The sequence below is a fragment of the Rubripirellula lacrimiformis genome (genome assembly GCF_007741535.1).
GTDB lineage: Bacteria > Planctomycetota > Planctomycetia > Pirellulales > Pirellulaceae > Rubripirellula > Rubripirellula lacrimiformis.
On record NZ_CP036525.1, the window covers coordinates 4,067,305 to 4,089,376 of the forward strand.

The following is a 22,072-nucleotide window of genomic DNA, read 5'->3' on the forward strand; positions in this document are numbered from 1 at the left end:
GTTCGGTTTCGAAAACGCTTTTATGGATCGGATTCCGGTGACGGGGTCGATTCAACGCTTTACTTTGGATCGGCCTGAATATCGATCGGGAGACAGCAGTTCGACCGAATCGATCGACGCTGGTTTTCGGTCCACCATTTCAGCCACCAGCTTGCCCGATACCATCGCCAAACTGATTCCCATCATCGCGTGACCGCTGGAGATCACAACGTTGTCCCAGGCTCGGGTTCGACCCAAGTACGGCAGCCCATCGGGGGAACAAGGGCGCAGCCCCACCCAGGGTTCACAGTCCGCAAAATCATCCGCCTGAAACTCGGGAAAGTACTGGGGGATCGATTTCAGGATCCCGCGCACTCGCGAATGAGACACCGTTTGATCGATGCCCGCAATCTCCATCGTCCCACCAAATCGCAAGGACCCATCCATGGGAGTCACCGCCACACGCGCTTCGGTCAAGATCGAGCAGATCGAGGGCAGTTGACGCGGTTGTTCCAGGGTCATGCTGTACCCCTTGCCCGCCTGAATCGGCAAGCGGATCCCCAATGCTTTGCTGATCGTAGGCGACCAAACACCGCCGCAGACGATGACTTCGTCGGCGGCCAGATCACCCGTGCTGGTGTTGACCGTTGTGATTTTAGAACCGGTGTTTTGGAAGCCCCGCCATTCGCACTGCCATCGAAATTCGACGCCGTCGTCCACCAAGCGTCGTTCTAGAACCGCCATCAATCGGTTGGGCGACAGATGGCAATCGTTGGGAAAGAACACGGCGCCACGGATGTCCATTGCGATCGACGGATCCAGCCGCGCCGCTTCGTCAGCCGTCAACACTTCGGCCGTCACGCCCAGACGGTTTGCTTCAGCGGCCGTCTCGATCTCTTCCTTCAGACCCGACTCGGTCTTGCATAGCATCAGCAGACCGTTGGGATGGAAATCGAATCCGCTTGGCAATTCGCTCTGCAATCGCTCGTACTCTGCCCGGCTTGCTAGATGCAGGTCGCGCAGCAGCGGCGATGATCGACGAACATGTTCATCGGTGGACGCCGATTTGAACTGCCAAAGCCAGGATGCTAGATCCAGTGATAGACGCGGCCGAATCGAAAATGGTGATTCGGGATTCGCCAGCCACTTCAACCCCATCGTGATCATGCCGGGCGCCGCCAACGGGACGAAATGGCTGGGCACGATCATCCCGGCATTGCCAAACGAGCAGCTGTCGCGATTGGGAAGATCACGATCGATCACCGTCACTTCATGACCAGCCGATCGGCAATAGCGTGCGGTTGCCAGTCCGATGATGCCACCACCAATGATCACGACACGTTTCGACACAGACTTTGATTCCCAGAATACGATTCGGCATCCGCCAGCGGTACGGTTGCGCCAGCGGCACGATCATCAGTGGCGCCGGACGCAGGCACCACTGGTGAAAGCAGGGTGGTGAAAGCAGGGTGGTGATTTGTTTCAAAAGCAACAGAGCGACGTTCAAGCCTAGGGATCAACGTCGGATGCCCCACGCAAACGGGTCGCGCGGGTCCAAACGAAGTCGACTTTCGGCTGTGACATGGGCGTTTCCAGTGATTCGCGGCACGATCCGATCAGGGGATTGTTGTGACCAATCGTACTGACCTGCAAAAGTTGTCCCCAAAATTCCCGCTTGGACCCAACGTTGGCCCGGCTGCAGTTTGCCATCGGCGGCTAAGCATGCCAATTTTGCGCTGGTCCCGGTCCCGCACGGCGATCGGTCGTATTCCAGCCCCGGACACAGGACAAAGTTTTGTGAATCAAAGGGTTCGTCGGTGGCGTCGGAAAACAGTTCAACGTGATCCACGTCGGGGTATCCCTGTTGGTTGATTGCACGCCGGATACTGGCCGCGTTTTGCTGCAGCTGTGGGATCCGTTGAGCCGACAAGCCGAACGTCGGTGATTTGACCAGGAAAAACCAGTTTCCGCCCCATGCAACATCCCCGGTCACGGTTCCAATTCTGTCGACCGATAGGACGACATCTTTGGCAACTCGGTAACTTTCGACGTTCGAAATCGTGATGCTGCGATCGTCATGAAGCGTGATGTTGACGATTCCCACCGACGTTTCGACGCGGCACAGACCGACATCCATTCGTCCCAGATGACGCAGCGTTTCGGCCACCCCGATCATGCCATGCCCGCACATCCCCAGGTAACCGACGTTGTTGAAAAAGATGACTCCGATGTCGGCATCTGGATCGGACGGCGTGCACAGCAACGCACCGACCATCACATCGCTGCCGCGAGGTTCGTGCACAATCGCGGTGCGAAAATGGTCGAACCGGTCACGCATCTGGTTCAATTGGTCACGAACACTTCCACCGCCTAGGTCGGGAACGCCCGCGACAACGACCCGGGTAGGTTCGCCCGCGGTATGCGAATCGATGACTTCGATCGTCTGGATCCCGCCGGTGGTGTCATGCATGATCCGAATTGGCTCCGCCGCTGGCTGCATCAAAGTCGCGTCCGGACCAGTTTTCCCACCACGTCAAAAACTGCTGTAGCTGCGATTCAACGTATCCTCGTTGACTGTCGCTAAGCCGGTCGCTTTCGTTGAACTGCAGTTCGTATTCGGCGTCTCCTAGTAGGACCAGCAGATACTTGTAGTACAAGACCAAGTCGGGGCCTTCGTCATAGGTCGACAAGACAATCAGTGCATCGTTCAACTCTTTGGCGTACCGTCGTGCCTGGGCATTGCCTTCGGCGGCGGCCGAGCAAAGTGAAACTAGTTGCAGGACTTGAAGTGGCAAACAGTTTCCAATTCCGGTGATCGCACCGGAGGCACCACAGTGGACGAACCCGTGGAACACCTGTGTGTCGACGCCGGCCATCAGCACAACGTTGTCGTCGGCACTGGTGATGTGTTCGCCGGCGTAGCTAAGTGCCTTGGCACCGCCGAATTCCTTGAATCCCACCAAACTGGGGAACTGACGACGCAGATCAAAGAACAGATCCGCTTTGGTTTCGAATCCGTAGTAGGGACTGTTGTAGATGACCGCGGGAAGCTTGGGCGCGGCGGTCAAAATCCGCCCAAAGTGATCGCGCTGTGCAACCGGCGAAGTTCCCCGTGATAGGACTCGGGGGATCACCATCAATCCGTGCGCACCTACCTTTTGTGCATGGGCCGCATGGTCAACTGCGATCGATGTGTTCTGGGCTCCGGTCCCCACAATCACCTTGATGCCTGCATCGACCAACGCGGCCACGCCGGTTTGCCGTTGGGCGTCGGTCAACAATGGCCAATCGCCCATCGATCCGCAGTACACCACTGCGTGCATCCCGGCATCGACCAACTGCTTTGCCTTCTTCACAAGGGCATCCCAGTCGGGCTGACGGTTGGCGTCACAGGGGGTCATCAATGCGGGAATACAACCCTGGAAAATCGAAGCGTCCATTGGAATTGCTTTTGCAGTGGCTGGAGTGAGTCGGGAAAATCGTTAGGTTCACGGATCGGTGAACCGCGATCTTGACCACTCTGACCAACAAATTCAATCCGCTGAACATCGCGGCCAATTCGGCGGGCACCACCGTCGCTGGTTTCGATCTAACGCCGCGGTGGCCCCCCGTGCGCCGTTTGGGTTCGGCGGGTTGCCGTTGACGACGGCGCAGCGGTCATTCGGTGCGCACTAACGAGTGATTTTGGCTAACGCAGACTGCTTAGAAATGCCACCAGATCCGCCAACTCGTTCGGCGTCATCGATGCACACAACCCCGCTGGCATCAGCGACTGCGTTTGAATCTGGTGCGAATCGATATCGTCGATCAAGATCACGTGGTCGCGTCCGTCTGCCGATCGAATCGTCCACTGCTTGGCGTCTTCTTGAATGCGTAAGCCAGTGATGACCGTGCCATCGACGGTCAGAATCAAATGAGTTTGCCACTTGGGATCGATGACGCGCGATGGGTTCAGTAGTTGGTCCAGTAGATCCCGTGGTGGAAATTTCGTGCCCACCTTTTCCAGGCTAGGACCGATCAACGGATCGTTTCCCGTGATGCGATGACAACCGCGGCATTGTGCGGTCGATGATTGCGTGAACCAAAGTTTTCCTCGATCGGCATCGCCCTGGATCGCCAACAGAGCCTCGGCGTCGGGGGCGTCGCCAACGCGGCTGTGGCGTTGTTCCACGGGGATCCAGGATTCAAACAAGCCACGCACCGCTGGATCCCGGCTGGCTGCATACCATGCCTTGGCCTGGGGGGCGGATTGGGAAGCATCGGTGCGGATCAGACGATTCCATTTCAGCATCGCGTTGGTCAGTGAAGAATTGGCAAGGTCGTCGTCCACGAATTTGGGCTCTGGCACTTCGGCAGGCTCCATCGATTCAATCCAGTCCCACAACAACTTCGCACCCGCAAAATCGGGCTCGTGCGCGACCAACTTCGGCATTCGTCCCGGCCCCAAGGTGGCCGTTCGGTACATCAACACCGATCGCTGGGGATGCCCGGGGACCACGACCTTGGGATCATCCAATCCGAATCCACCTTGAAGCGGTGTCGCGTTCAACATTTCGGTCTGGTCCATCGGGTTTCCCCACTGAACACGAATCGCTGCAGTCGAACCACCGGCGGGCCGGTGACAGGCCGCACAATTCATTTCCAGATACGATCGCGCTCGCAATTCCAAATCCGCCGACGGATCGTGGGGATTCACCATCGCCAGGTCAATCTTTGCCTTGAATGGTTCCACATATCCCGCATCCACCAATTGGGACCAGTGATCGAAACCATCGCTATCTCCAACGGCCGACGTCGGCGTGCCCGTCAAGTTGTCGGGCCGAAACGATAGTGCGCCCAGGTTGTAGACGTGGTGACACACCAAGCACTGGCTGCGTGATCCGAATTGGTGCGTATAGGCTCGCTTTCCCAATCGAACATCGGGGACGGTTAGCTGCCGTCGGTCACCCGTTGCATCGACAAGTGTGGCGTCTTGCTGTTCATCGTCCCAGCGGTAGGAATAGGGGTCCCAGTTCAGACCGTCAAACGCCAAAATCTGAGTTTCGACGCGCACCCGTTTCGTGACGCCACCGTCGGTGATGACATCTCGGCTGATGGTATTCGCGAACACGGTGCCCTCGGGATAAACGTATTGCCCAAATCGCTGTCGTGCGGCAATCTTGCCGTCGCCGGGAATCCCGAATACCCGTTGGGCCGACGCACCATCACGGTTCATCGTGGCACGTGGATGGTAGGCGGCGACTCCCGGATTGGGACTCAGTGTGGTCAGATCGGAAAACAGCCCGGTTTCGCTTAGGCGTCGCGGGAATTGATCGACATCAAACTGTGTCGCACTTTCGTCGCTAGGAATCATGCGATAGATCCCGCCTCCGCCGTAATCGACGACCAGCACATCGCTGCGACCACTCGTTGACGCGTTCAACGTTGTGTTGGCAAAACCGATGATCCGAAGTCCGGACTCGCAGGCTTTGGTCACTTCGACGTTGCCATCGCTGCTAACATCCGCAGTCCAGATTCCTCCGTTCATGAAACATCCAAAGACATAGTGTCCCCGGTGACCGGCATCCGGTTCATCGGCGAAACCAGCCGGGTTCAGGTTCGAACTGGCCGGGACAAAGACGCCGCCGGTGACCGACTGTGCCTCGTTGCGTTGCATCACGATGGCTGGTTCGATGATTTCACCGGGGCCGGCTGGTTGATCGGGATCGACCGGGAATGGTCCCTCCACCAAGGACCAGCCGTGGTTTCCACCCTTTTGAATCCGGTGGATCAATTCACAACGTTCCCATCCGACATCTGCCACCCACAGATCTTGGGTCGATGGATCGATCGCCGACCGGAATCCGTTGCGAATTCCGAACGCATAGACTTCGGGGCGAGCGCCGGCGAGGTCGACAAACGGATTTTCCGCAGGCACCTGGTAAGGTTGATCGACCGTTGCATCGCGGACGTCAATGCGCAACACCTTGCCGCGCAAATCGCCCAAGTTCTGAGCCGTTTTGTGGATGTCGGGAGGGAACGGAAGCGAACCGTCGCCGGTAGTAATCCAAAGCAGCCCGTCGTCTGCGAAGCACAACGATGCGCCGATGTGATCGCCGGATGGATAGCTGATGATGTCCAGTCGTGTTTCCGGATCAATCGAAGGGACCTGTTGATCGTCCAGCTGGTAACGCGACACACGCGTTCCCCCGTCCACTTCGTGCGGTTGGATTGCCCACACGCAGTACAGATATCCGTTGTCCGGAAAGTTGGGATCCAGCGTCATGTCGCGGATCGACGCAATCCGTTCGTCCCCGTTAACGTCTAAGTGAGCTTGCAGGTCCAGTGCGACGTCAAAGGTGTCGGGATCGTCGACGGAATCAAAGGTCACCATCCGGCCGGCACGTTCCAACACCAAACGCCGGTTTCGTCCGGGGAGGTCGATGATCTTCATCGGTGACTGGAAGGTCAGTTTGGGAAACACGCGCTGGGTTTGGAACGGTAGCGGCGGATCTGGCGAACCCTGCAATCGGGACTGCGTCCACGGCAGCCGCTGGGCCAGGACCTGACTTTCACTAGCCTTGCCATCGACGCTACGGTCGTTGGCCGCCGCAGTATCGGCAGGTTGATCTGCCCTGGCCCGACCGTGTGTCAGCGTGACTGAAAGGCCCAGAACGAAAACGATGGACAGTAGCAAATCACGTGACATCGATCGTTCCGCAGATGAAGGCTGATGAGAAGACTTTGGTTCTGCATCGCCGGCGGAGATCGCACCCCAGCGAACGCATGCACGCAGTTTAACGGCTCGCGAGCAGCGACGTTGCAAAGACTCGGGTCGGAAAAATCGGTGGTGATCGGTAAGCTGCTTTTCACAACCTGTTTCTTTTCGCATCGCGAGCTTGTCTGTTGTACGAAGAATCCATTGGCAGCCGAAAAACGCTTGGCGACGTCGATGTCCTCTTTCACGAGGGCATCTACCACCTGTTCCATCTGGTGTTGCCGAACCACGATTACATTGCCCACGCCGTCAGCGAAGATGGTTTTTCGTGGCGGCGAGTCCGAAATGCCGTGTTCATCGGTCATCCAGGCGACTGGGACGATTCGATGCTGTGGACGATGCACGTCAGCCCCGATCCGCATCAGGTGGGACGTTGGCGGATGTTCTATACAGGATTGTCGCGGCGTGACCGTGGCCTCAAGCAGCGTCTGGGAATGGCAACCAGTGACGATCTGTATCATTGGACCAAGTCGGCCGTTTCTTGGAAGGATCATCGCGATGCCAACATCATTGCCGGCGGAAAGGGCGACCGAGGACCGCGCAGCCCGTTGACCGATTCTCCCTACGACAAGGACAGTTCGTTTCCGCTGGAACCCGATTGCGAGCACTACGAATCATCGATCGACGAACCACGGCAATGGGTCAGTTGGCGGGACCCGTTCTATTATCGCGAAGGTGACCGTGGCTATCTGTTGTGCGCCGGCCGGGTCAATCAGGGACCACTGGTCCGACGTGGGTGTGTGGCGGTGATGCAAGAAACCGATCCGAACCACTTCGAAACCAGACCACCGCTGTTCCATCCGGGACAATACGATGACATCGAAGTCCCCAACTTGTTCCAAATCGACGGCGAGTACTATTTGATTGGCAGCCTTCGCGAGGATGCCAAAATTCGTTACTGGCACACCGACGCGCTTGGCAAACCATGGCGTGCGTATCACGACAACGTGTTGTTGGCACGCGGCAATTATGCGGGCCGTTTGTGCCGTGACGAGACCGGATATTTGATTTGGAATTTCTTTACTCACGATATCGCTCATCGAACCCAGTTGAACATCATGCCGCCGCCCAAGCGGTTGACTCGTATGCCCAATGGGATGCTGCGGGTTCGTTCGTTCGAAGGGTTCAACCAGCGATTCTTGCGATCGGGCAACGTATCGTCGGTCAAGCCGCTGCAATGCAGCGTCCAAGGCCAGCCGATGGTCGACGACCAATCGTCGTGGCAGGGCGATTCACTTCGGCTAAGTAGCGAAGCGGGATTCGAAGCGTTTGTGTTTCCCGACGAAGTCGATAGTTTTCGATTCTGCGCAACCCTCGACATGTGTGGGCTTGGGAAATGTGGGCTCGTGTTCCGACTGGACCCGCACACCCGCGATGGCTACTACGTTTCGTTGGACATGACGAAAGGGATCGCGCAGGTTCGCGCCTGGGGAACCGGCCCCGATGGATCCGGCGAACACATGATGCAGTTCCGATCATTGCAATCGGGTTTTTGGCAAACGGATTTGCCGGGGCGAGCACGCATCGAACTGATCGCATATGGAAGTTACATCGAACTGTCGATCGACGGACGAGTCATTTTGTCGCTCGCGGATCAGACCTACACGCACGGTCAACTGGGAATCTATGCGGAAACCGCGACCATGGATGTCACCGATGCAAGGCTGGACCACCTGCGCGAACCGGCACAGTCAGACGTTCATCTGCCGACGGGCTAGCTTTGTGGGGTAGGTTTGAACCTAATGAACGCTCCCCCCCCCCCTCGTGTTATCCGGTTACGGTTTCTGTAGCGATTCAGCGAACTGCTTGACCACCGGTCGGTCGGTCAGTCGCGGGTTGATGTGAGGCCGGGATTCGAGCAGCTTCTTTTGAGCTTCCTGGGCCGTCAAACCCCGGTACTTCATCAGCCAACAGATCGCCACGGTCGCGCTCCGCGCCCGCCCAGCTTTACAGTGGATATAGACCGTCTGATCCGCCTGAACGTGCTGCTGTACGAATTCAACTGCCATCTGCACATCGTCCAGCCGCGGATGGGTGAAGTCAGTTGTTGGGATTCTTAGCTGTTCGATCCCGAGGCGGCCATACTGGATATGAGGGCCCGCGTATTCTTCGCAGGTATTGACCACCGCACGGACTCCCGCGGCATACATCGCCTCGACGTCTCTGGCGAACGGAAAAGCGCCCACAATCACGTTGGGGTCGATGTGATCCCACCAATTACGGCGTTTGAAGAACCGGGCCAGGGCGTAGTTCCAGCCGAGTGTGGGATAAAAGACCGACTGGGCGTACATTCGTCGCAGGGATGGTTTCATGACATCAGCATGGCGGAGTTGGATTTCTTGTTCTAAACAGCGTAGCCGATGGGGCCTGCATGCCGCATCCCTGGGATGTGGCGGCTAGAATGAACGTTGCCTTCCGGCTTGATCCCTACGCTAACATGATGTCGTGAAACGATCCGCTGCGAACTGCCGCAGCCATGCCAGCGACGACACAATTCGAGAATCGAGCATGAACCCAGCTTTGATCCGGTCCCTGCGATGGCGGTCTCCGCTCGCGATCCTTTGCTGCGTCGTCTTTGTGGCGTTGGCGACGACGATCGCACCGGCCGCAGATTTAAACGCTGCCCGGCAATTGCATAGCGAAGGAAAGTACGAAGCGGCGGCTGAGGTGGCCAATGCCGAAGTCGAACGTGGCATCTGGAATGAACGTTGGCCCCGTCTGTTGATCGAATGTCATTTGGCGACCGGACGATACGCCGATGCACTTGCGATCTACGAAGATGCGATCAAGCGATACCCGACCAGCCTGACGTTGCGATTGTTGGGGTTGGATGCCTACCGATTCAACAGTCAACCCGACCAAGCGATCGAGGCAAAGGGACAGATCATGCGTCTGTTGCAAAGTTCGCCCTCTCGCTACGCCAGCCGCGACAACTTAGTCGCCGCTGGACGTTTCTTTGCGATGCGTGGCGAAGACGGGCGTCAGATTCTCGAATTTTTCTATGACCGTGTTCGTGACGCAGATCCCGATTTTCTTGAGGCGTACATCGCGACAGCGGAACTGGCATTGCAAAAAGGCGACTTCAAAGTCGCTGCTGAAACGTTGGCCCGCGCCGATCTGCTTGACGATACCGATCCGCGAATCCCATTTTTGGCGTCTCAGGCCTGGGCCAATAGCGATTCCGCCAAAGCGACTCAGTTCCGCGTCGAAGCCCTGCGACGCAATCCGCGGCACGCCGAAAGCTTGATCGATCTGGCCGAATCGGCGATCGACGCAGAACAATACGAATCCGCGTACGAGACGATTGACCAAGTGCTGCAAAGCAATGTCCATGATTGGCGCGGTTGGAGTCTGTTGGCGGTGCTGGCACATCTGGAAGGCAAGTTCGAACTCGAACAGCTGATGCGAGCGTCGGCCTTAAGCACCTGGGCAGAAAACCCCGAAGTGGACCATTTGATCGGCAAGAAATTGTCGCAAAAGTATCGTTTCGCAGAGGGGGCCGAATACCAGCGGCGAGCGATCGAATCGGACGCCGGCTATCAACCGGCGGCGTTCCAGTTGGCACAAGACCTGTTGCGGCTAGGACAAGACGAGACCGGTTGGGCACTTGCCGAAGTGGTTTCGAAAACGGATCCGTACAATGTCGTCGCTCATAACTTGATGACGCTGAATGACCAATTGAAATCGTTCACGAGAATCGAATCGGACGGGATCGAAGTTCGCATGGAGGCCAAGGAAGCCAGCATCTACGGCAACCAGGTGATGAACTTACTGCGCGAAGCCAAATTGGTGCTGTGCGAGAAGTACGATGTTCAACCCGACGCAAAGATTGTCGTCGAGATCTTTCCGCAGCAAAAGGACTTTGCGATTCGCACCTTTGGTTTGCCCGGCGGCGCCGGTTACTTGGGCGTCTGCTTTGGACGGGTGATCACCGCCAACAGTCCTGCGTCCCAAGGGGCTTCACCGGCGAATTGGCAAAGCGTTCTATGGCACGAATTCTGTCATGTCGTCACTCTCGAGAAAACACGCAACCGAATGCCGCGGTGGTTAAGCGAAGGCATCTCGGTCTATGAAGAACGCAATCGCGACGAGGCCTGGGGCGAATCGATGACGCCGACCTATCGGGAGATGCTGTTGGGGGACGATCTGACGCCGGTCAGCCAACTTAGCGGCGCGTTTCTGAATCCGGCGTCGCCGATGCATCTTCAGTTCGCGTATTACGAATCCTCGTTGGTGGTTGAGTTCCTGATTGAAACCTATGGAACCGAATCGCTGAATCAAATTCTGATCGATCTCGCAGACGGACTTTCGATCAACGATGCGTTGGTTCAAAACGTCGGATCGATCGCCAAGCTGGATCAACAGTTTCGCGACTATGCCCGCAGTGTTGCGAATGATTTCGCGCCGTCACTGTCCTGGGATCGCGAAACGATGCCGGACACGTCAGAAGCCGAAGAACTGAAGCAATGGATCTCGGATCATCCGCTGAACTATTGGGCGTTGATGGCAAAGGCCGGTCAACAGATCGCCGAAAAACAGTTCGCCGAGGCGATAACTACGCTGGAACAACTGCGTGATGCCGGTGCAGTGACTGGTCAATCCGGTGGTGTGCTGGAAACACTCGCGGGCGTCTATCAAAAATTGGGTCTCGCAGATCCGGAACTAGAAACTCGAATCCGAATCAGCCAATTGTCGTCGGATTCGTTGGCGAACATTTCACGTTTGATTGAAATCGCACGGGCAGCACAGGATTGGAAGTCCGTCCAGCGTTACGCTGAACAGTTCCTGGCGATCCAGCCATTGATCGAAACTCCTCACGCGGCCGTCATCGATGCGTCAGACCATCTGGATACGCCGCGACAGGCGTACGCTTCGCTGCAGGCACTGGCGCAACTGAATCCCGTCGATCCAGCAGCGCTGGATTTTCGAACAGCCCAATCTTTGGCAAAATTGAATCGCAACATCGAAGCGAAACGTTACGTCTTGAAGGCACTTGACGAGGCCCCACGGTACCGCTCCGCTCACCAATTGTTGTTGGAACTGACCACCGAGGAATCGCCATGAAACGAAGATTCGTAGCCATGACAAAACGAGCGCGCATCCGATCGGCCATGATCGTGATCGGTTTGGCGGTGATCGTATCGGCTGGCGTGGCGGTAGCCCAACGCGGCCAATGGCGGAACAACCAGTCGGGGATCGATACTGACCGCCGAGGTGTTCCTAGCTGGGACGTGGATCCAAAGTTCATCGGGGACACCTTCACCTTTGCACGGGTGCGCTACGATTCCTACGGCGGGCGGGGCCGTGGCGGTGGTGGATGGCGAACGGACTATCCGGATAGTGATTTGAACTTTTCGCTGCGGCTTCAACAATTGACGTCCATGAAAGTCAATCCGGATCCGGTGATCGTCGAACTGACCGACGACAATCTTTTCGACTATCCGTTTCTGTATCTGATCGAACCCGGCGCGTTGGTGTTCAGCGAAGCCGAGGTGGCGGGCCTGCGCCAGTACTGTGAAAATGGCGGCTTCCTGATGGTCGACGATTTTTGGGGCGACGCACAGTACGAAAATTTGCGTTTGGAACTGAAGCGGGTGTTCCCGGACCGGGATGCTGCGGAGGTCCCGTTATCGCACGAAATCTTCCATTGCGTTTACGACCTCAAGGAAAAGCCGCAGGTCCCCGCCATCAATGCGGCATACCGAATGGCCAACGGCGAGGTCGGGTCATGGGAACGGACCTGGGACGGCAGCGATACGCGGACGCCTCACTACCGCGCGATCACCGACGATGATGATCGCATCATGGTGTTCATTTGTCACAACACCGATTTGGGTGACGGATGGGAAAGAGAGGGCGAGGACCAGTGGTACTTTGACGAGTTTTCCGTCAAAAAGGCGTACCCCATGGGAATCAATATCGTGACCTACGCGATGACCCACTGAGATCCACTGGCAGTTTCTCCGCAATTTTCAAGGACGGCGTTTCCGTTGGCATCACTCCCCCGCCAAGGCGATCCCATTCCAAGCGACTTCTTTCGGCTGATCGCCGACTTTACCTATGACTGGGAAAGTTGGCTTTCCAACGATGGCGAAGTGCTATGGGTCAACGAAGCCGTTCGAAGATTCACCGGGTATTCCCCCGAGGAATGTCTTGCGATGAAGAACTATCCGCTGCCTTTGGTGGCGGAGCAAGATCGCGAACTGATTGCAAACGGCATCCAAGAGGCGCGTCGGGGCAGCACCGCCAACAACCTCGAATTCCGGTCTCTGCACCGGGATGGTTCGCTGTGCCCAGTCGCGGTGTCCTGGCAACCGATGACCGACCAACAGGGGCGTTCGCTTGGCTTTCGTACCAGCGTTCGGGACATCTCGGACAAGATCCAGATGCGAGAACTGCTGCGTCTGCACAACGAACACTTGGAACAGTTGGTCCAGGAACGCACGGCCCAAGTGGCAAAGCTGGAAAAGCACCGTCTGAAAATGGAAAAGCTTGCGGCACTGGGGGAATTGGCGGCAGGGGTTGCGCATGAAATCAACAATCCGCTGGCCGGCATTCGAAATGCCGTCGCGTTGTTCAAACGTCACTTGCCGCCCGACGTCAAGCACTACGACAAGCTGGAATTGATCGACGGAGAGATCGAGCGAATCAGTGGCATCACCCACCAGATGTATCAACTGTACCGACCCAGCCAGCAACGGGCGACGCGGTTTTCGATTCAAAAGTCGGTCAACGAAGTCGTGATGCTTTCTTTGCCATTATCGCGAAAGTCCCGTGTCGAAGTCGTCACCGAATTTGACGCGTTGCAGCCCGCCGACCCGCTGGGGGCGGATGAAGTCGAGTTACGCGAAAGCGAGGTCAAACAGGTGTTGTTCAACCTGATTCGAAACGCGATCCAGGCCTCCGTCGCGGGACAACAGGTTCGTGTCGAGGTTGCGACAACGAAGAACCACACCCAGGTGGCGGTTCAGGACCAGGGGCACGGGATTGCTCCCAACGTCATCACGCGAATTTTCGATCCCTTTTTCAGCACAAAAACCGAAGCCATCGGCCAGGGAATGGGGCTCGGGTTATCGGTTTCTCGCAGCATCGTCGAAGCGATGAATGGTACGATCGATGTCGAAAGCGAAGTCGATGTCGGCACTCGATTTGCCGTACGCTTGCCTCGTCGGCTAGAATGACCGGCGATGCAGTTTGAAATTCTGTCTACTGGACCATGATAGGTGTCCGGCTGGTCGACGACCCTGCATCGAAACGCCTACCTTGCCCCCCCTTTCCACTTTAGGACCCCCCATGATTCGCGCTTTGACAATGACAGCTGCGTGTGCGGCTACCCTGGCCGTTGTAATGACTTCATCCCAAGCAATGGCTCACTGCCAAGTTCCCTGTGGGATCTACGGCGATCAGCTTCGTTTTCAACAAATGTTGGAAGACGAGCACACGATCTCGAAGGCGCAAACCGAGATCAACACACTCAGCAGTTCAAAGCTGGACGCCCAAGGACAGAATCAGTTGTCGCGTTGGGTTGCGACCAAGGAAGACCACGCTCAGAAGATCCAGGACACGATCGCGGCCTACTTCATGGCACAGCGGATCAAACCGGATTCGGCTAGCTATGTCAAAACGCTGACGGCCGCCCACGCCGTCATGGTGCACGCGATGAAGTGCAAACAGTCGGCCGATCCTGCCACCGCGGCGGGCTTGGAAAAGTCGATCTTCGACCTCTATCGCGCCTACGAAGGCAAAGAACCGACGTTCGAACACAGTCACTAAATCGGGAAACAGCGTTTTTTTTCGCTCCCGTCGATTCGCTGTGACAGCGCTTTTGTGATCCCGCCGCGTTCCTAGATTCGTCTAGGACTGTGGCGGGATTTTCTTTGCTATGACGTGCTTTTCGCCACCTGGGGCCCGTTTCTTGACCCGTCGATGAAGGATGCATCAAGGATCCGTGAATCGGTGTTTCATGGGCCTGGGGGTTGGCGATCGCTATTGCCACGTTGACACGGGATGGTAAAATTCGGGTCCGTGATTTTGAGATGTATTTAGCCAGCCTTTCGCGACATCAGAAATTTTCATTTGCAGACGATGTTGAACACGACCGGTCAACGAAAATCGGAACCAAACTTCATGATGTCCTGCATCATGCTGGTTCTGTTCGTGTTGCCCAGTTTTGGGATCACAACAACGATCTCTCGCGTCTCGCTAGGTAGCGAAAACCAGTCTCAATCGGAAGTCCTCGAAGAACGCGTCGCATGTTCTGCACAGCGGCGCGTGACGGTTCTCCGTTCGTCGGACGGCACACGATTATCGCAGTCGAACTTTGGAATTCACTGCGCTTCTTTTCGAAATCGGGATAGCCATCGGGCCATTGTGGGACACCGCTTTGCCAACGATCTTCGCGCCCCGATCCGGTGTTAGCACGCGGTAGCTACGTTCGTTCGTAGACGAAATCCGTCTTTCCCCAAACGCTGATGGCGATTTGGGTTGAAATGATGTCAAGCTGCATTTGCAATCGAAAACTACCAATGGGGACTCTCTTGCGCAAGGAAGTCCGGATGGTGAATCGATCGGTCGCTGGATGCGATTGTCTTGACGTTTGGATCGTCTGCTTCTGTTTGACTACCGCGATTTAACAACCATGAAGGTGCGCGCCGATGGCTCCACAAAGTTCCCTGTATACCCCCTCGAATATTGTTCGTGACCTTGTTGCTGGCTTGGTCGTTTTCCTCGTTGCACTGCCTCTTTGTCTTGGCATCGCGCTGGCTTCCGGCGCCGATCTGTTCTCTGGACTGTTGTCCGGAATCGTTGGCGGGATTGTCGTTGCCGCGGTCAGCGGTTCGCACACCAGCGTCAGCGGTCCTGCTGCGGGTCTGACCGCAATTGTTGCCGCCCAGATTGCATTGCTCGGGTCGTTCGAATCGTTCCTGTTGGCGGTGGCGCTCGCAGGTGCGATCCAGATTGTCTTTGGGATCGCCAAGGGAGGTGCGTTGTCAGCATTTTTCCCGTCGAGCGTGATCAAAGGTTTGCTGGTCGCGATCGGTGTGATTCTGATCCTGAAACAGATCCCGCACGTCGTTGGACACGACAACGATCCCGAGGGAGAGATGTCGTTCCAACAGCCCGACCAGGAGAACACGTTCACGGAACTGCTGACGACGTTCGCCGGTGACATCCACGTCGGTGCCATGGTGGTTGGATTGTTATCGGTTGCGTTGCTGGTGATTTGGGATCGCATCCCCGCGCTTAAAAAGTCAATCGTCCCCGCACCGCTGCTTGTGGTGTTGTTGGGAACCGGAATCAGCGTTTGGTTCGGTGGAATGGGGGAAGGATGGTCGATCGGAACCAGCCACCTAGTGCAGATTCCGATTGCCGGCAGTGCGTCGGAGTTCATCGGTTTTCTGAGGATGCCCGACTTTACACAGATCGCAAATCCGGCGGTCTACATCGCAGCCATCACGATTGCGGTCGTCGCGTCCCTGGAAACGCTGTTGAATCTAGAGGCCGTGGACAAGATTGACACGGAAAAGCGGAATTCGCCTGCGAGCCGTGAATTGATCGCACAAGGTTGCGGCAATATGGTTTGCGGAATGATCGGTGGCCTGCCGGTCACGTCGGTGATCGTTCGCGGCAGCGTGAACGTCAATGCGGGCGGGAAAACCAAACTCGCTGCCATCTTCCATGGTGCTCTGTTGCTGCTTAGCGTTGCCATTTTGCCTCGCTACATGAACATGATTCCGCTGTCCGCGTTGGCCGCGATCCTGCTCGTGACTGGTTTCAAACTGGCTAGCCCCCGATTGTTCAAACAGATGTGGAAGGAAGGCCGGTATCAGTTCATTCCCTTCATCGTGACCGTGGTTGCGATTGTGATGACTGACCTGTTGGTCGGTATTCTGATCGGTCTGGGCATTGCAGTTCTGTTTATCCTGAACAGCAACCTTCGCCGTCCCATTCACCGAATCGTCGAAGAGCGAGCTTCGGGCAACGTGACCCACATCGAACTTGCCAACCAAGTCAGCTTCCTCAATCGAGCAGCCATCGAAGGAATGCTGAACGAGGCCAAGCCTGGTACGCGGATGATGATTGACGCAACCAGTTCGGACTACATCGATCCGGATGTTTTGAGTCTGATCCGAGACTTTCGTGACAATGTCGCGCCGACCCGAGATGTGTTGGTAAACCTGGTTGGGTTCAAGAGCAAGTATGACTTGAACGATGTGATCCAGTTTGCAGACCATATGACTCGCGAGCGACAGGAACAGTCGACTCCCGATCAGGTGATTGAAACGTTGCGTGATGGAAACGACCGATTTCTAAGTGGCAATCGGATCAACCGAGACCTCGGACGTCAGGTCTATGCAACGGCAGCCGGCCAAAACCCACTGGCGGCAATTCTTAGCTGCATCGATTCCCGCGTCCCGACCGAACTGGTATTCGATCTTGGCGTTGGCGATATCTTCAGCGTTCGCGTTGCGGGAAATGTGGTTGGAACAAAGTCGTTAGGAAGTCTTGAATACGCCGTCGGAGTCGCGGGCGTGAAGCTGGTGATGGTACTCGGGCACACTCGTTGTGGTGCCGTCACGGCTTCGGTCAATTTGATTGCCGAAGGAAAGGATGCTCAATCAGTCACCGGCTGCCAGCACTTGCAGGCAATCGTCGATGAAATCGAGCCAAGCGTAACGGGACTACCCGATTCACTGGCCGATCGCCCTGTCGATGAGGTCGAGCACTTGGTGGATGAGATCGCCAAACAGAACGTGCTGCACACCGTGGATGAGATTCTGAAACGAAGTGACGTGATTCGAAATGCGGTCGAAGACGGCAACGCGAAGGTCGTCGGTGCGATGTACGACGTGAAGACCGGTCAGATCGAGTTTCTAGAAACCAACGGGCTGGAGAATCAAGAACGTGCTGTCACCGCATAGGGTGAACGTGCTAGCTTCTTGACGCGAGAGCGTGACCGAAATGGCAACTTGGGCGGCGTGATTCTTCACGCCGCCTTTTTGCTGCGCGGCCCCCGTGAACATTCCGGTGATCATTCCCGTGATCGCAGGTCCCGCAGGGCGGTGAACCTGGCAAACTGTTCGGTCGCCCGACGGTGGTCTCGCATCATGCCGTTCGACGGATGCAGGGCTGCGGATTGCTGAGTTGGAACCTGCTGGTAGCGAGTCCGGCGTGTGGTGCTGGACGGTGGGGATTGGCCTGCGTTGGCACTTTCCGCTGACCAGTACCCGACTGACCTGGCCGCGCTGAGCAGCACCGACTGTTCCATCCGGGCAACGCGGCTTGCATCGAATCATGTTCGGTTGCAAACGCACGCTGCCATGGATGGGGCACCGACGGACGATGCCTTCGATGACGCACGAAAGGTTACGGCGTCGTCTGGGTGTCGGTCGGCGTGACCGGTTTGGGCAGCGTCCACAGTAGAAGCGTGATGCCCAAGGCGGCGCTGATCGCCGATCCAACCAGCACACCAGTCTTCGCGGTGTCTAGACCGTCGGCGCCGAACGCGAGTCCGTCGATGAACAGGGCCATCGTGAATCCGATCCCGGCTAAACAACTGCCCGAAACCAACACCGGCCAACTGATGCCATCGGGCAAACGTGCCCATCCCAGCCGCACAGCGACCCAGCTAAACAGCACGATCCCGACCGGTTTCCCGATCACTAGGCCCAGCACGACAGCCAGTGCGACCGAATCCGTCATGTTGGACAACTCGATGGCGACGCCAGCGTTTGCCAAAGCAAAGATGGGCATGATGCAATAAGCCGTCCACGGGTGCAAAGTCATTTCCAGATACTCCAACGGTGACACTGTTTCGCGAGTCAGACGTTGGACCTCTTGGACGACTTCCGCACGGTGCTGCTTTCGTTCCCAGCGGCGTTGGTCGAATTCTTCTTTCTTTTCGTGCAGATATTCGCGGAATCGTTCCGGTACCAACACCGATTTCGCGGGCGTCATCAGCCCTAGGATGACGCCGATCAGCGTCGCATGGACTCCCGATTCATGCATGGCGATCCAAGCGATTGCACCGACGACAATGTATGGCGGGAACCTACGAACCCCGAGCCGAGAAAACAGATGGACAATCCCGATGCTAAATGCCGCCACGGCAAGATAGCGACCGTCTAGCGATTCGGTGTACCCGATCGCGATCACCAAAATGGCGCCGATGTCGTCCACAATCGCCAACGACAGAAGCAGCACTCGTAGACTCTGCGGAACCCGCGGGCCCAACAACGCCAAACATCCAACGACGAAAGCGATGTCGGTTGCCATCGGGATTCCCCAGCCACGCATGCCCGGTTCGCCGTACTGTATGGATAGGTACAGCACCGCTGGGATCACCATCCCGCCGATGGCAGCGGCGATCGGCAGCGCTGCTTGTTGCAGGCTCGCTAACGCCCCGTGGGCCAGTTCACGTTTGACTTCCAACCCGATGACAAAGAAAAAGATGGCCATCAACCCATCGTTGATCACGTGATGGAGCGAGTGGTTGAATTGCAGGCTGCCGATGCCAATCTGGATCGGTGTTTTCCAAATTGCCAAGAACGGTTCTGCCAGAGGCGAGTTCGCCGCAATCAGTGCAATGACCGTGCAGAGGACCAGCAGAATCCCGCTGGTCGTCTCGACGTGCAAGAAGCGAGCAAATGGACGCAACCAGCGATCGATCGGTTGATCCGGAAGCGGACGCTTGATCTGGCCGATCGGTGGTGGGTCTTCGATGTTGGGTAGTGCATTCATGATTTCGTCCTACGCAAAGCTGGTACCGTTTTTGGGGCGGTGTCGATCACGTCGCCGGGGCAGTGATCAAATTCCGCCGATTGCAACACGCAACGTCAATCCGGTTCCGTTTCGATGCTGCCCCGCTTTCCTTCGTCGCGCAAACCTAAGTTGACGCGATTGGAAACCAGTGTTGCCGTTGCAGATCGGGCAGTCCAGTCCCGGCAGGCGACGCAACTGCCGATGTTTGATGGTGTTTTCTCGTCTTTTGCCGGTTCAGACGACGCCTAGCCTGGATGTGGGACGATCAGCGGCACACTGATTGCATTTCATGTCTTTGTAAACGTCAGGGAAGGGACCAGGGAATGTCTCCATCAAGGACTAATACCATGTTGATGCGCAACGCCGAATACGATGATGCAATTTTTTCTGTGGATGAACAACCAAGCAAAGCAGACTCCGATCGCGGCCAAATCGTGGGAATGATTGGTTTGATCTTACTGTTTGCACTCGCGATTTGGTTGCGTTCATTAGCGTGATCGATCCAGTTCAATTGGTCGCGCTCAGCGGCCAATTTCTACGACGTTCAAATCCCCCCCCAACTTCATCCGTTGCAGTGGCCGGTCTTGCCGATCGGCCAGTTGCGTCTTGGATGAAGAATTACCCTTATCGCAAAGTAGCCTTTCGTGATTAAAGAGAAGTTCGCCGTTACCCAGATTGATCGGGACCGGCTGGAAAACCTGCTGAACAGTGACGTGACGTTTGCTATGGGTGGCGAACGAACGCATCTGCGAAATTTAAAGAGCCAACTCGCCGAAGCGGTCGTGGTTCAGCCAACCGACGTGCAGCCAGATATCATCACGATGAATTCGACGGTCTATCTGCTTGACCTGGATCGTGGTGAAACGGACATCTACACGATCGTGTATCCCGACGAAGCGTGCATCGCCGAAGGGAAGCTGTCGATCCTATCGCCGCTTGGGACGGAGGTCTTTGGACGGCGTGTCGGCGATACGGTGTCCATCCGCGTCGCTGGACGCGAGGTCCGAAAGCGAGTCGAGAAGCTGTCGTTCCAGCCTGAACGTGTGGGAGCGTTTCATCTATAGGTTCACGCTCGCCCCGCCGCCGATGGGACTGTTCCTAGGGTGCATCGGTCAATGGTCTGGCGATGAAACGCCTGGGACGTCGCACACCGGCGTCCCAGGCGGTTCCCCCTGAACGGATGCATGGAAAAACGAGTGGCACGAATTCTGATCGCTGATGACGAACCGCTCTATCGCAACACAACGGCAGAACTGTTGCGGGACGAAGGATACGAATGCATCTGTGTCGAGGATGCTTCGGACGCGATCGTCCAACTGCAAGAACATGCGTTCGATCTGGTCCTGTCGGATCTGAACATGCCGGGGAACCTGAAGCTCGAATTGCTGAAGGAAGGTCGAACAAAGTACTCCCACGTCCAGATGATCGTCGTGACGGGGGTCCCGTCGGTGCCGTCGGCCATCGAAAGTGTGCGGCTGGGGATTTCGGACTATCTGCTGAAGCCCGTCAAGTTCGAAGAGCTGTTGGCAGCCGTGAAGCGAGCATTGGCACAACCAAGTTCAATCCCCGGCAACACTCGGTCGCGGCCCGATCGCGACGACGATGGAAGATCGCTTCCAGAGATCATCGGTGATAGTGCGGCGATGCGAGATGTGTTGGAAATCGTCCACCGCGTGGCCGATAGTACCGCGAACGTGTTGATCACTGGCGAAAGCGGCACCGGCAAAGAAGTGATTGCCCGCGCCATTCATGCACACGGTGCACGGTATCGCGAACCGTTCCAGGTGATCGATTGTACTGCGATCCCCGACACACTGTTCGAGTCGGTCTTGTTTGGACACGTGGCCGGATCATTTACCGGGGCGGTGAAGGATCAAACTGGGCTGCTTCGCTACTGCGACCACGGCACCGCTTTCTTCGATGAACTAGGCGAACTTCCCGCGACATCGCAAGCAAAGTTGCTACGCGCGGTCCAAGAACAAACCTTCACCCCCGTCGGTGACAGCAAGTCGGTCAAGGTGGATACCCGCTTCCTGTGTGCGACCAACCGTGACCTGCAATCGGAAGTGGACTCCGGGAAGTTTCGAAGTGATCTGTTCTACCGTTTGGCGGTGATCCATATCGAACTGCCACCGCTTCGCCAGCGGGGCGACGATGTGCTGCAGTTGGCAAAGCACTTTCTGAAAACGATCCAACAAAACCGCACGCCCGTGACCGGATTTTCACAGGAAGTCGCAGACCGATTCGTTCAGTATCGATGGCCCGGAAACATTCGCGAACTGCGAAACGTGGTGGAGCGGTCGATCACGCTGGCCCGCGGTGACCAAATTCAGATGGACGCGTTGCCGGCGCCGCTGCGGAACCTGGTCGTCAGTGACGTCGAAGTTTGTGATCTATCGGAAGTTTCGCGGGACGAGGCAATCGATAGTGCCGATCAGGCCTATCTGAACAAATTGTTACAAAAGCACGGCGGCGTGATTGCGAGTGCCGCAAGGCAGGCGGGGCTGTCACGTCAAGGTTTGAACAAGTTGCTGAAACGGCACAATATCGACGTGGATGCGTTTCGAAAGTAGG

General features: G+C 56.6%; 16 protein-coding genes. 9 read left to right on the forward strand and 7 right to left on the reverse strand.

Going from position 1 to position 22,072, the window contains the following annotated elements:
• Positions 1 to 51: 51 nt before the first annotated feature.
• The 4 genes from K227x_RS14230 to K227x_RS14245 form a co-directional block, all read right to left on the reverse strand.
• Positions 52 to 1,353: an NAD(P)/FAD-dependent oxidoreductase gene (locus K227x_RS14230; RefSeq protein ID WP_391540451.1), complete on the reverse strand. Its 1,302-nt coding sequence runs from the start codon at positions 1,351 to 1,353 to the stop codon at positions 52 to 54.
• A 142-nt stretch (positions 1,354 to 1,495) separates the two neighbouring features.
• On the reverse strand, positions 1,496 to 2,449 hold the full coding sequence (locus K227x_RS14235; RefSeq protein ID WP_218934005.1) for a proline racemase family protein: 954 nt from the start codon (positions 2,447 to 2,449) through the stop codon (positions 1,496 to 1,498).
• On the reverse strand, positions 2,442 to 3,419 hold the full coding sequence (locus K227x_RS14240) for a dihydrodipicolinate synthase family protein (protein ID WP_145170423.1): 978 nt from the start codon (positions 3,417 to 3,419) through the stop codon (positions 2,442 to 2,444). The genes K227x_RS14235 and K227x_RS14240 overlap by 8 nt, the downstream gene beginning before the upstream one ends.
• A gap of 248 nt (positions 3,420 to 3,667) precedes the next feature.
• On the reverse strand, positions 3,668 to 6,667 hold the full coding sequence (locus K227x_RS14245; protein WP_218934006.1) for a PQQ-dependent sugar dehydrogenase: 3,000 nt from the start codon (positions 6,665 to 6,667) through the stop codon (positions 3,668 to 3,670).
• A gap of 197 nt (positions 6,668 to 6,864) precedes the next feature.
• Here K227x_RS14245 and K227x_RS14250 point away from each other — a divergent pair, with 197 nt between their 5' ends.
• A complete protein-coding gene (locus K227x_RS14250) occupies positions 6,865 to 8,454 on the forward strand; it encodes a glycoside hydrolase family protein (protein WP_145170427.1) in 1,590 nt (529 codons plus the stop codon).
• Positions 8,455 to 8,511: 57 nt separating this feature from the next.
• On the opposite strand, the gene K227x_RS14255 is transcribed toward K227x_RS14250, so the two are convergent.
• A complete protein-coding gene (locus K227x_RS14255) occupies positions 8,512 to 9,048 on the reverse strand; it encodes a dual specificity protein phosphatase family protein (RefSeq protein WP_246146803.1) in 537 nt (178 codons plus the stop codon).
• A gap of 196 nt (positions 9,049 to 9,244) precedes the next feature.
• Between K227x_RS14255 and K227x_RS14260 the strand changes: the two genes are divergently transcribed.
• From K227x_RS14260 to K227x_RS14285, 5 genes are all read left to right on the forward strand, one after another.
• Complete coding sequence (locus K227x_RS14260) at positions 9,245 to 11,800, forward strand: tetratricopeptide repeat protein (RefSeq protein ID WP_246146804.1); 2,556 nt, start codon at positions 9,245 to 9,247, stop codon at positions 11,798 to 11,800.
• 47 nt (positions 11,801 to 11,847) lie between these two features.
• Positions 11,848 to 12,681, forward strand: a complete 834-nt coding sequence (locus K227x_RS14265) for a DUF4159 domain-containing protein (RefSeq protein ID WP_391540452.1) — start codon at positions 11,848 to 11,850, stop codon at positions 12,679 to 12,681.
• A gap of 45 nt (positions 12,682 to 12,726) precedes the next feature.
• Positions 12,727 to 13,917 (forward strand): PAS domain-containing sensor histidine kinase, encoded by a 1,191-nt coding sequence (locus tag K227x_RS14270; protein WP_145170431.1) that lies wholly within the window; start codon positions 12,727 to 12,729, stop codon positions 13,915 to 13,917.
• Positions 13,918 to 14,083: 166 nt separating this feature from the next.
• Entirely contained in the window at positions 14,084 to 14,509 is a 426-nt protein-coding gene (locus K227x_RS14275) for a superoxide dismutase, Ni (RefSeq protein ID WP_246146805.1), read from the forward strand.
• 881 nt (positions 14,510 to 15,390) lie between these two features.
• On the forward strand, positions 15,391 to 17,658 hold the full coding sequence (locus tag K227x_RS14285) for a SulP family inorganic anion transporter (RefSeq protein WP_145170437.1): 2,268 nt from the start codon (positions 15,391 to 15,393) through the stop codon (positions 17,656 to 17,658).
• Positions 17,659 to 17,768: 110 nt separating this feature from the next.
• On the opposite strand, the gene K227x_RS14290 is transcribed toward K227x_RS14285, so the two are convergent.
• Positions 17,769 to 17,993 (reverse strand): hypothetical protein, encoded by a 225-nt coding sequence (locus tag K227x_RS14290; RefSeq protein WP_145170439.1) that lies wholly within the window; start codon positions 17,991 to 17,993, stop codon positions 17,769 to 17,771.
• 110 nt (positions 17,994 to 18,103) lie between these two features.
• Positions 18,104 to 19,477, reverse strand: a complete 1,374-nt coding sequence (nhaA, locus tag K227x_RS14295) for a Na+/H+ antiporter NhaA (protein ID WP_145170441.1) — start codon at positions 19,475 to 19,477, stop codon at positions 18,104 to 18,106.
• A 368-nt stretch (positions 19,478 to 19,845) separates the two neighbouring features.
• Between nhaA and K227x_RS30560 the strand changes: the two genes are divergently transcribed.
• From K227x_RS30560 to K227x_RS14305, 3 genes are all read left to right on the forward strand, one after another.
• On the forward strand, positions 19,846 to 19,995 hold the full coding sequence (locus tag K227x_RS30560; protein WP_218934007.1) for a hypothetical protein: 150 nt from the start codon (positions 19,846 to 19,848) through the stop codon (positions 19,993 to 19,995).
• A gap of 147 nt (positions 19,996 to 20,142) precedes the next feature.
• A complete protein-coding gene (locus K227x_RS14300) occupies positions 20,143 to 20,562 on the forward strand; it encodes a GreA/GreB family elongation factor (protein WP_246146806.1) in 420 nt (139 codons plus the stop codon).
• Positions 20,563 to 20,682: 120 nt separating this feature from the next.
• The gene (locus K227x_RS14305; RefSeq protein ID WP_145170443.1) at positions 20,683 to 22,071 is read left to right on the forward strand and encodes a sigma-54-dependent transcriptional regulator; all 1,389 of its coding nucleotides are present in this window, start codon (positions 20,683 to 20,685) and stop codon (positions 22,069 to 22,071) included.
• Position 22,072 lies beyond the last annotated feature (1 nt).

Coding starts and splice junctions, on each gene's coding strand:
- K227x_RS14235 (WP_218934005.1), bottom strand. CDS start 2,449: ATGCATGACACCACCGGCGGGATCCAGACGATCGAAGTCATCGATTCG.
- K227x_RS14240 (WP_145170423.1), bottom strand. CDS start 3,419: ATGGACGCTTCGATTTTCCAGGGTTGTATTCCCGCATTGATGACCCCC.
- K227x_RS14245 (WP_218934006.1), bottom strand. CDS start 6,667: ATGTCACGTGATTTGCTACTGTCCATCGTTTTCGTTCTGGGCCTTTCA.
- K227x_RS14255 (WP_246146803.1), bottom strand. CDS start 9,048: ATGAAACCATCCCTGCGACGAATGTACGCCCAGTCGGTCTTTTATCCC.
- K227x_RS14260 (WP_246146804.1), top strand. CDS start 9,245: ATGAACCCAGCTTTGATCCGGTCCCTGCGATGGCGGTCTCCGCTCGCG.
- K227x_RS14265 (WP_391540452.1), top strand. CDS start 11,848: ATGATCGTGATCGGTTTGGCGGTGATCGTATCGGCTGGCGTGGCGGTA.
- K227x_RS14275 (WP_246146805.1), top strand. CDS start 14,084: ATGACTTCATCCCAAGCAATGGCTCACTGCCAAGTTCCCTGTGGGATC.
- K227x_RS14285 (WP_145170437.1), top strand. CDS start 15,391: ATGGCTCCACAAAGTTCCCTGTATACCCCCTCGAATATTGTTCGTGAC.
- nhaA (WP_145170441.1), bottom strand. CDS start 19,477: ATGAATGCACTACCCAACATCGAAGACCCACCACCGATCGGCCAGATC.
- K227x_RS30560 (WP_218934007.1), top strand. CDS start 19,846: ATGTTGATGCGCAACGCCGAATACGATGATGCAATTTTTTCTGTGGAT.
- K227x_RS14305 (WP_145170443.1), top strand. CDS start 20,683: ATGGAAAAACGAGTGGCACGAATTCTGATCGCTGATGACGAACCGCTC.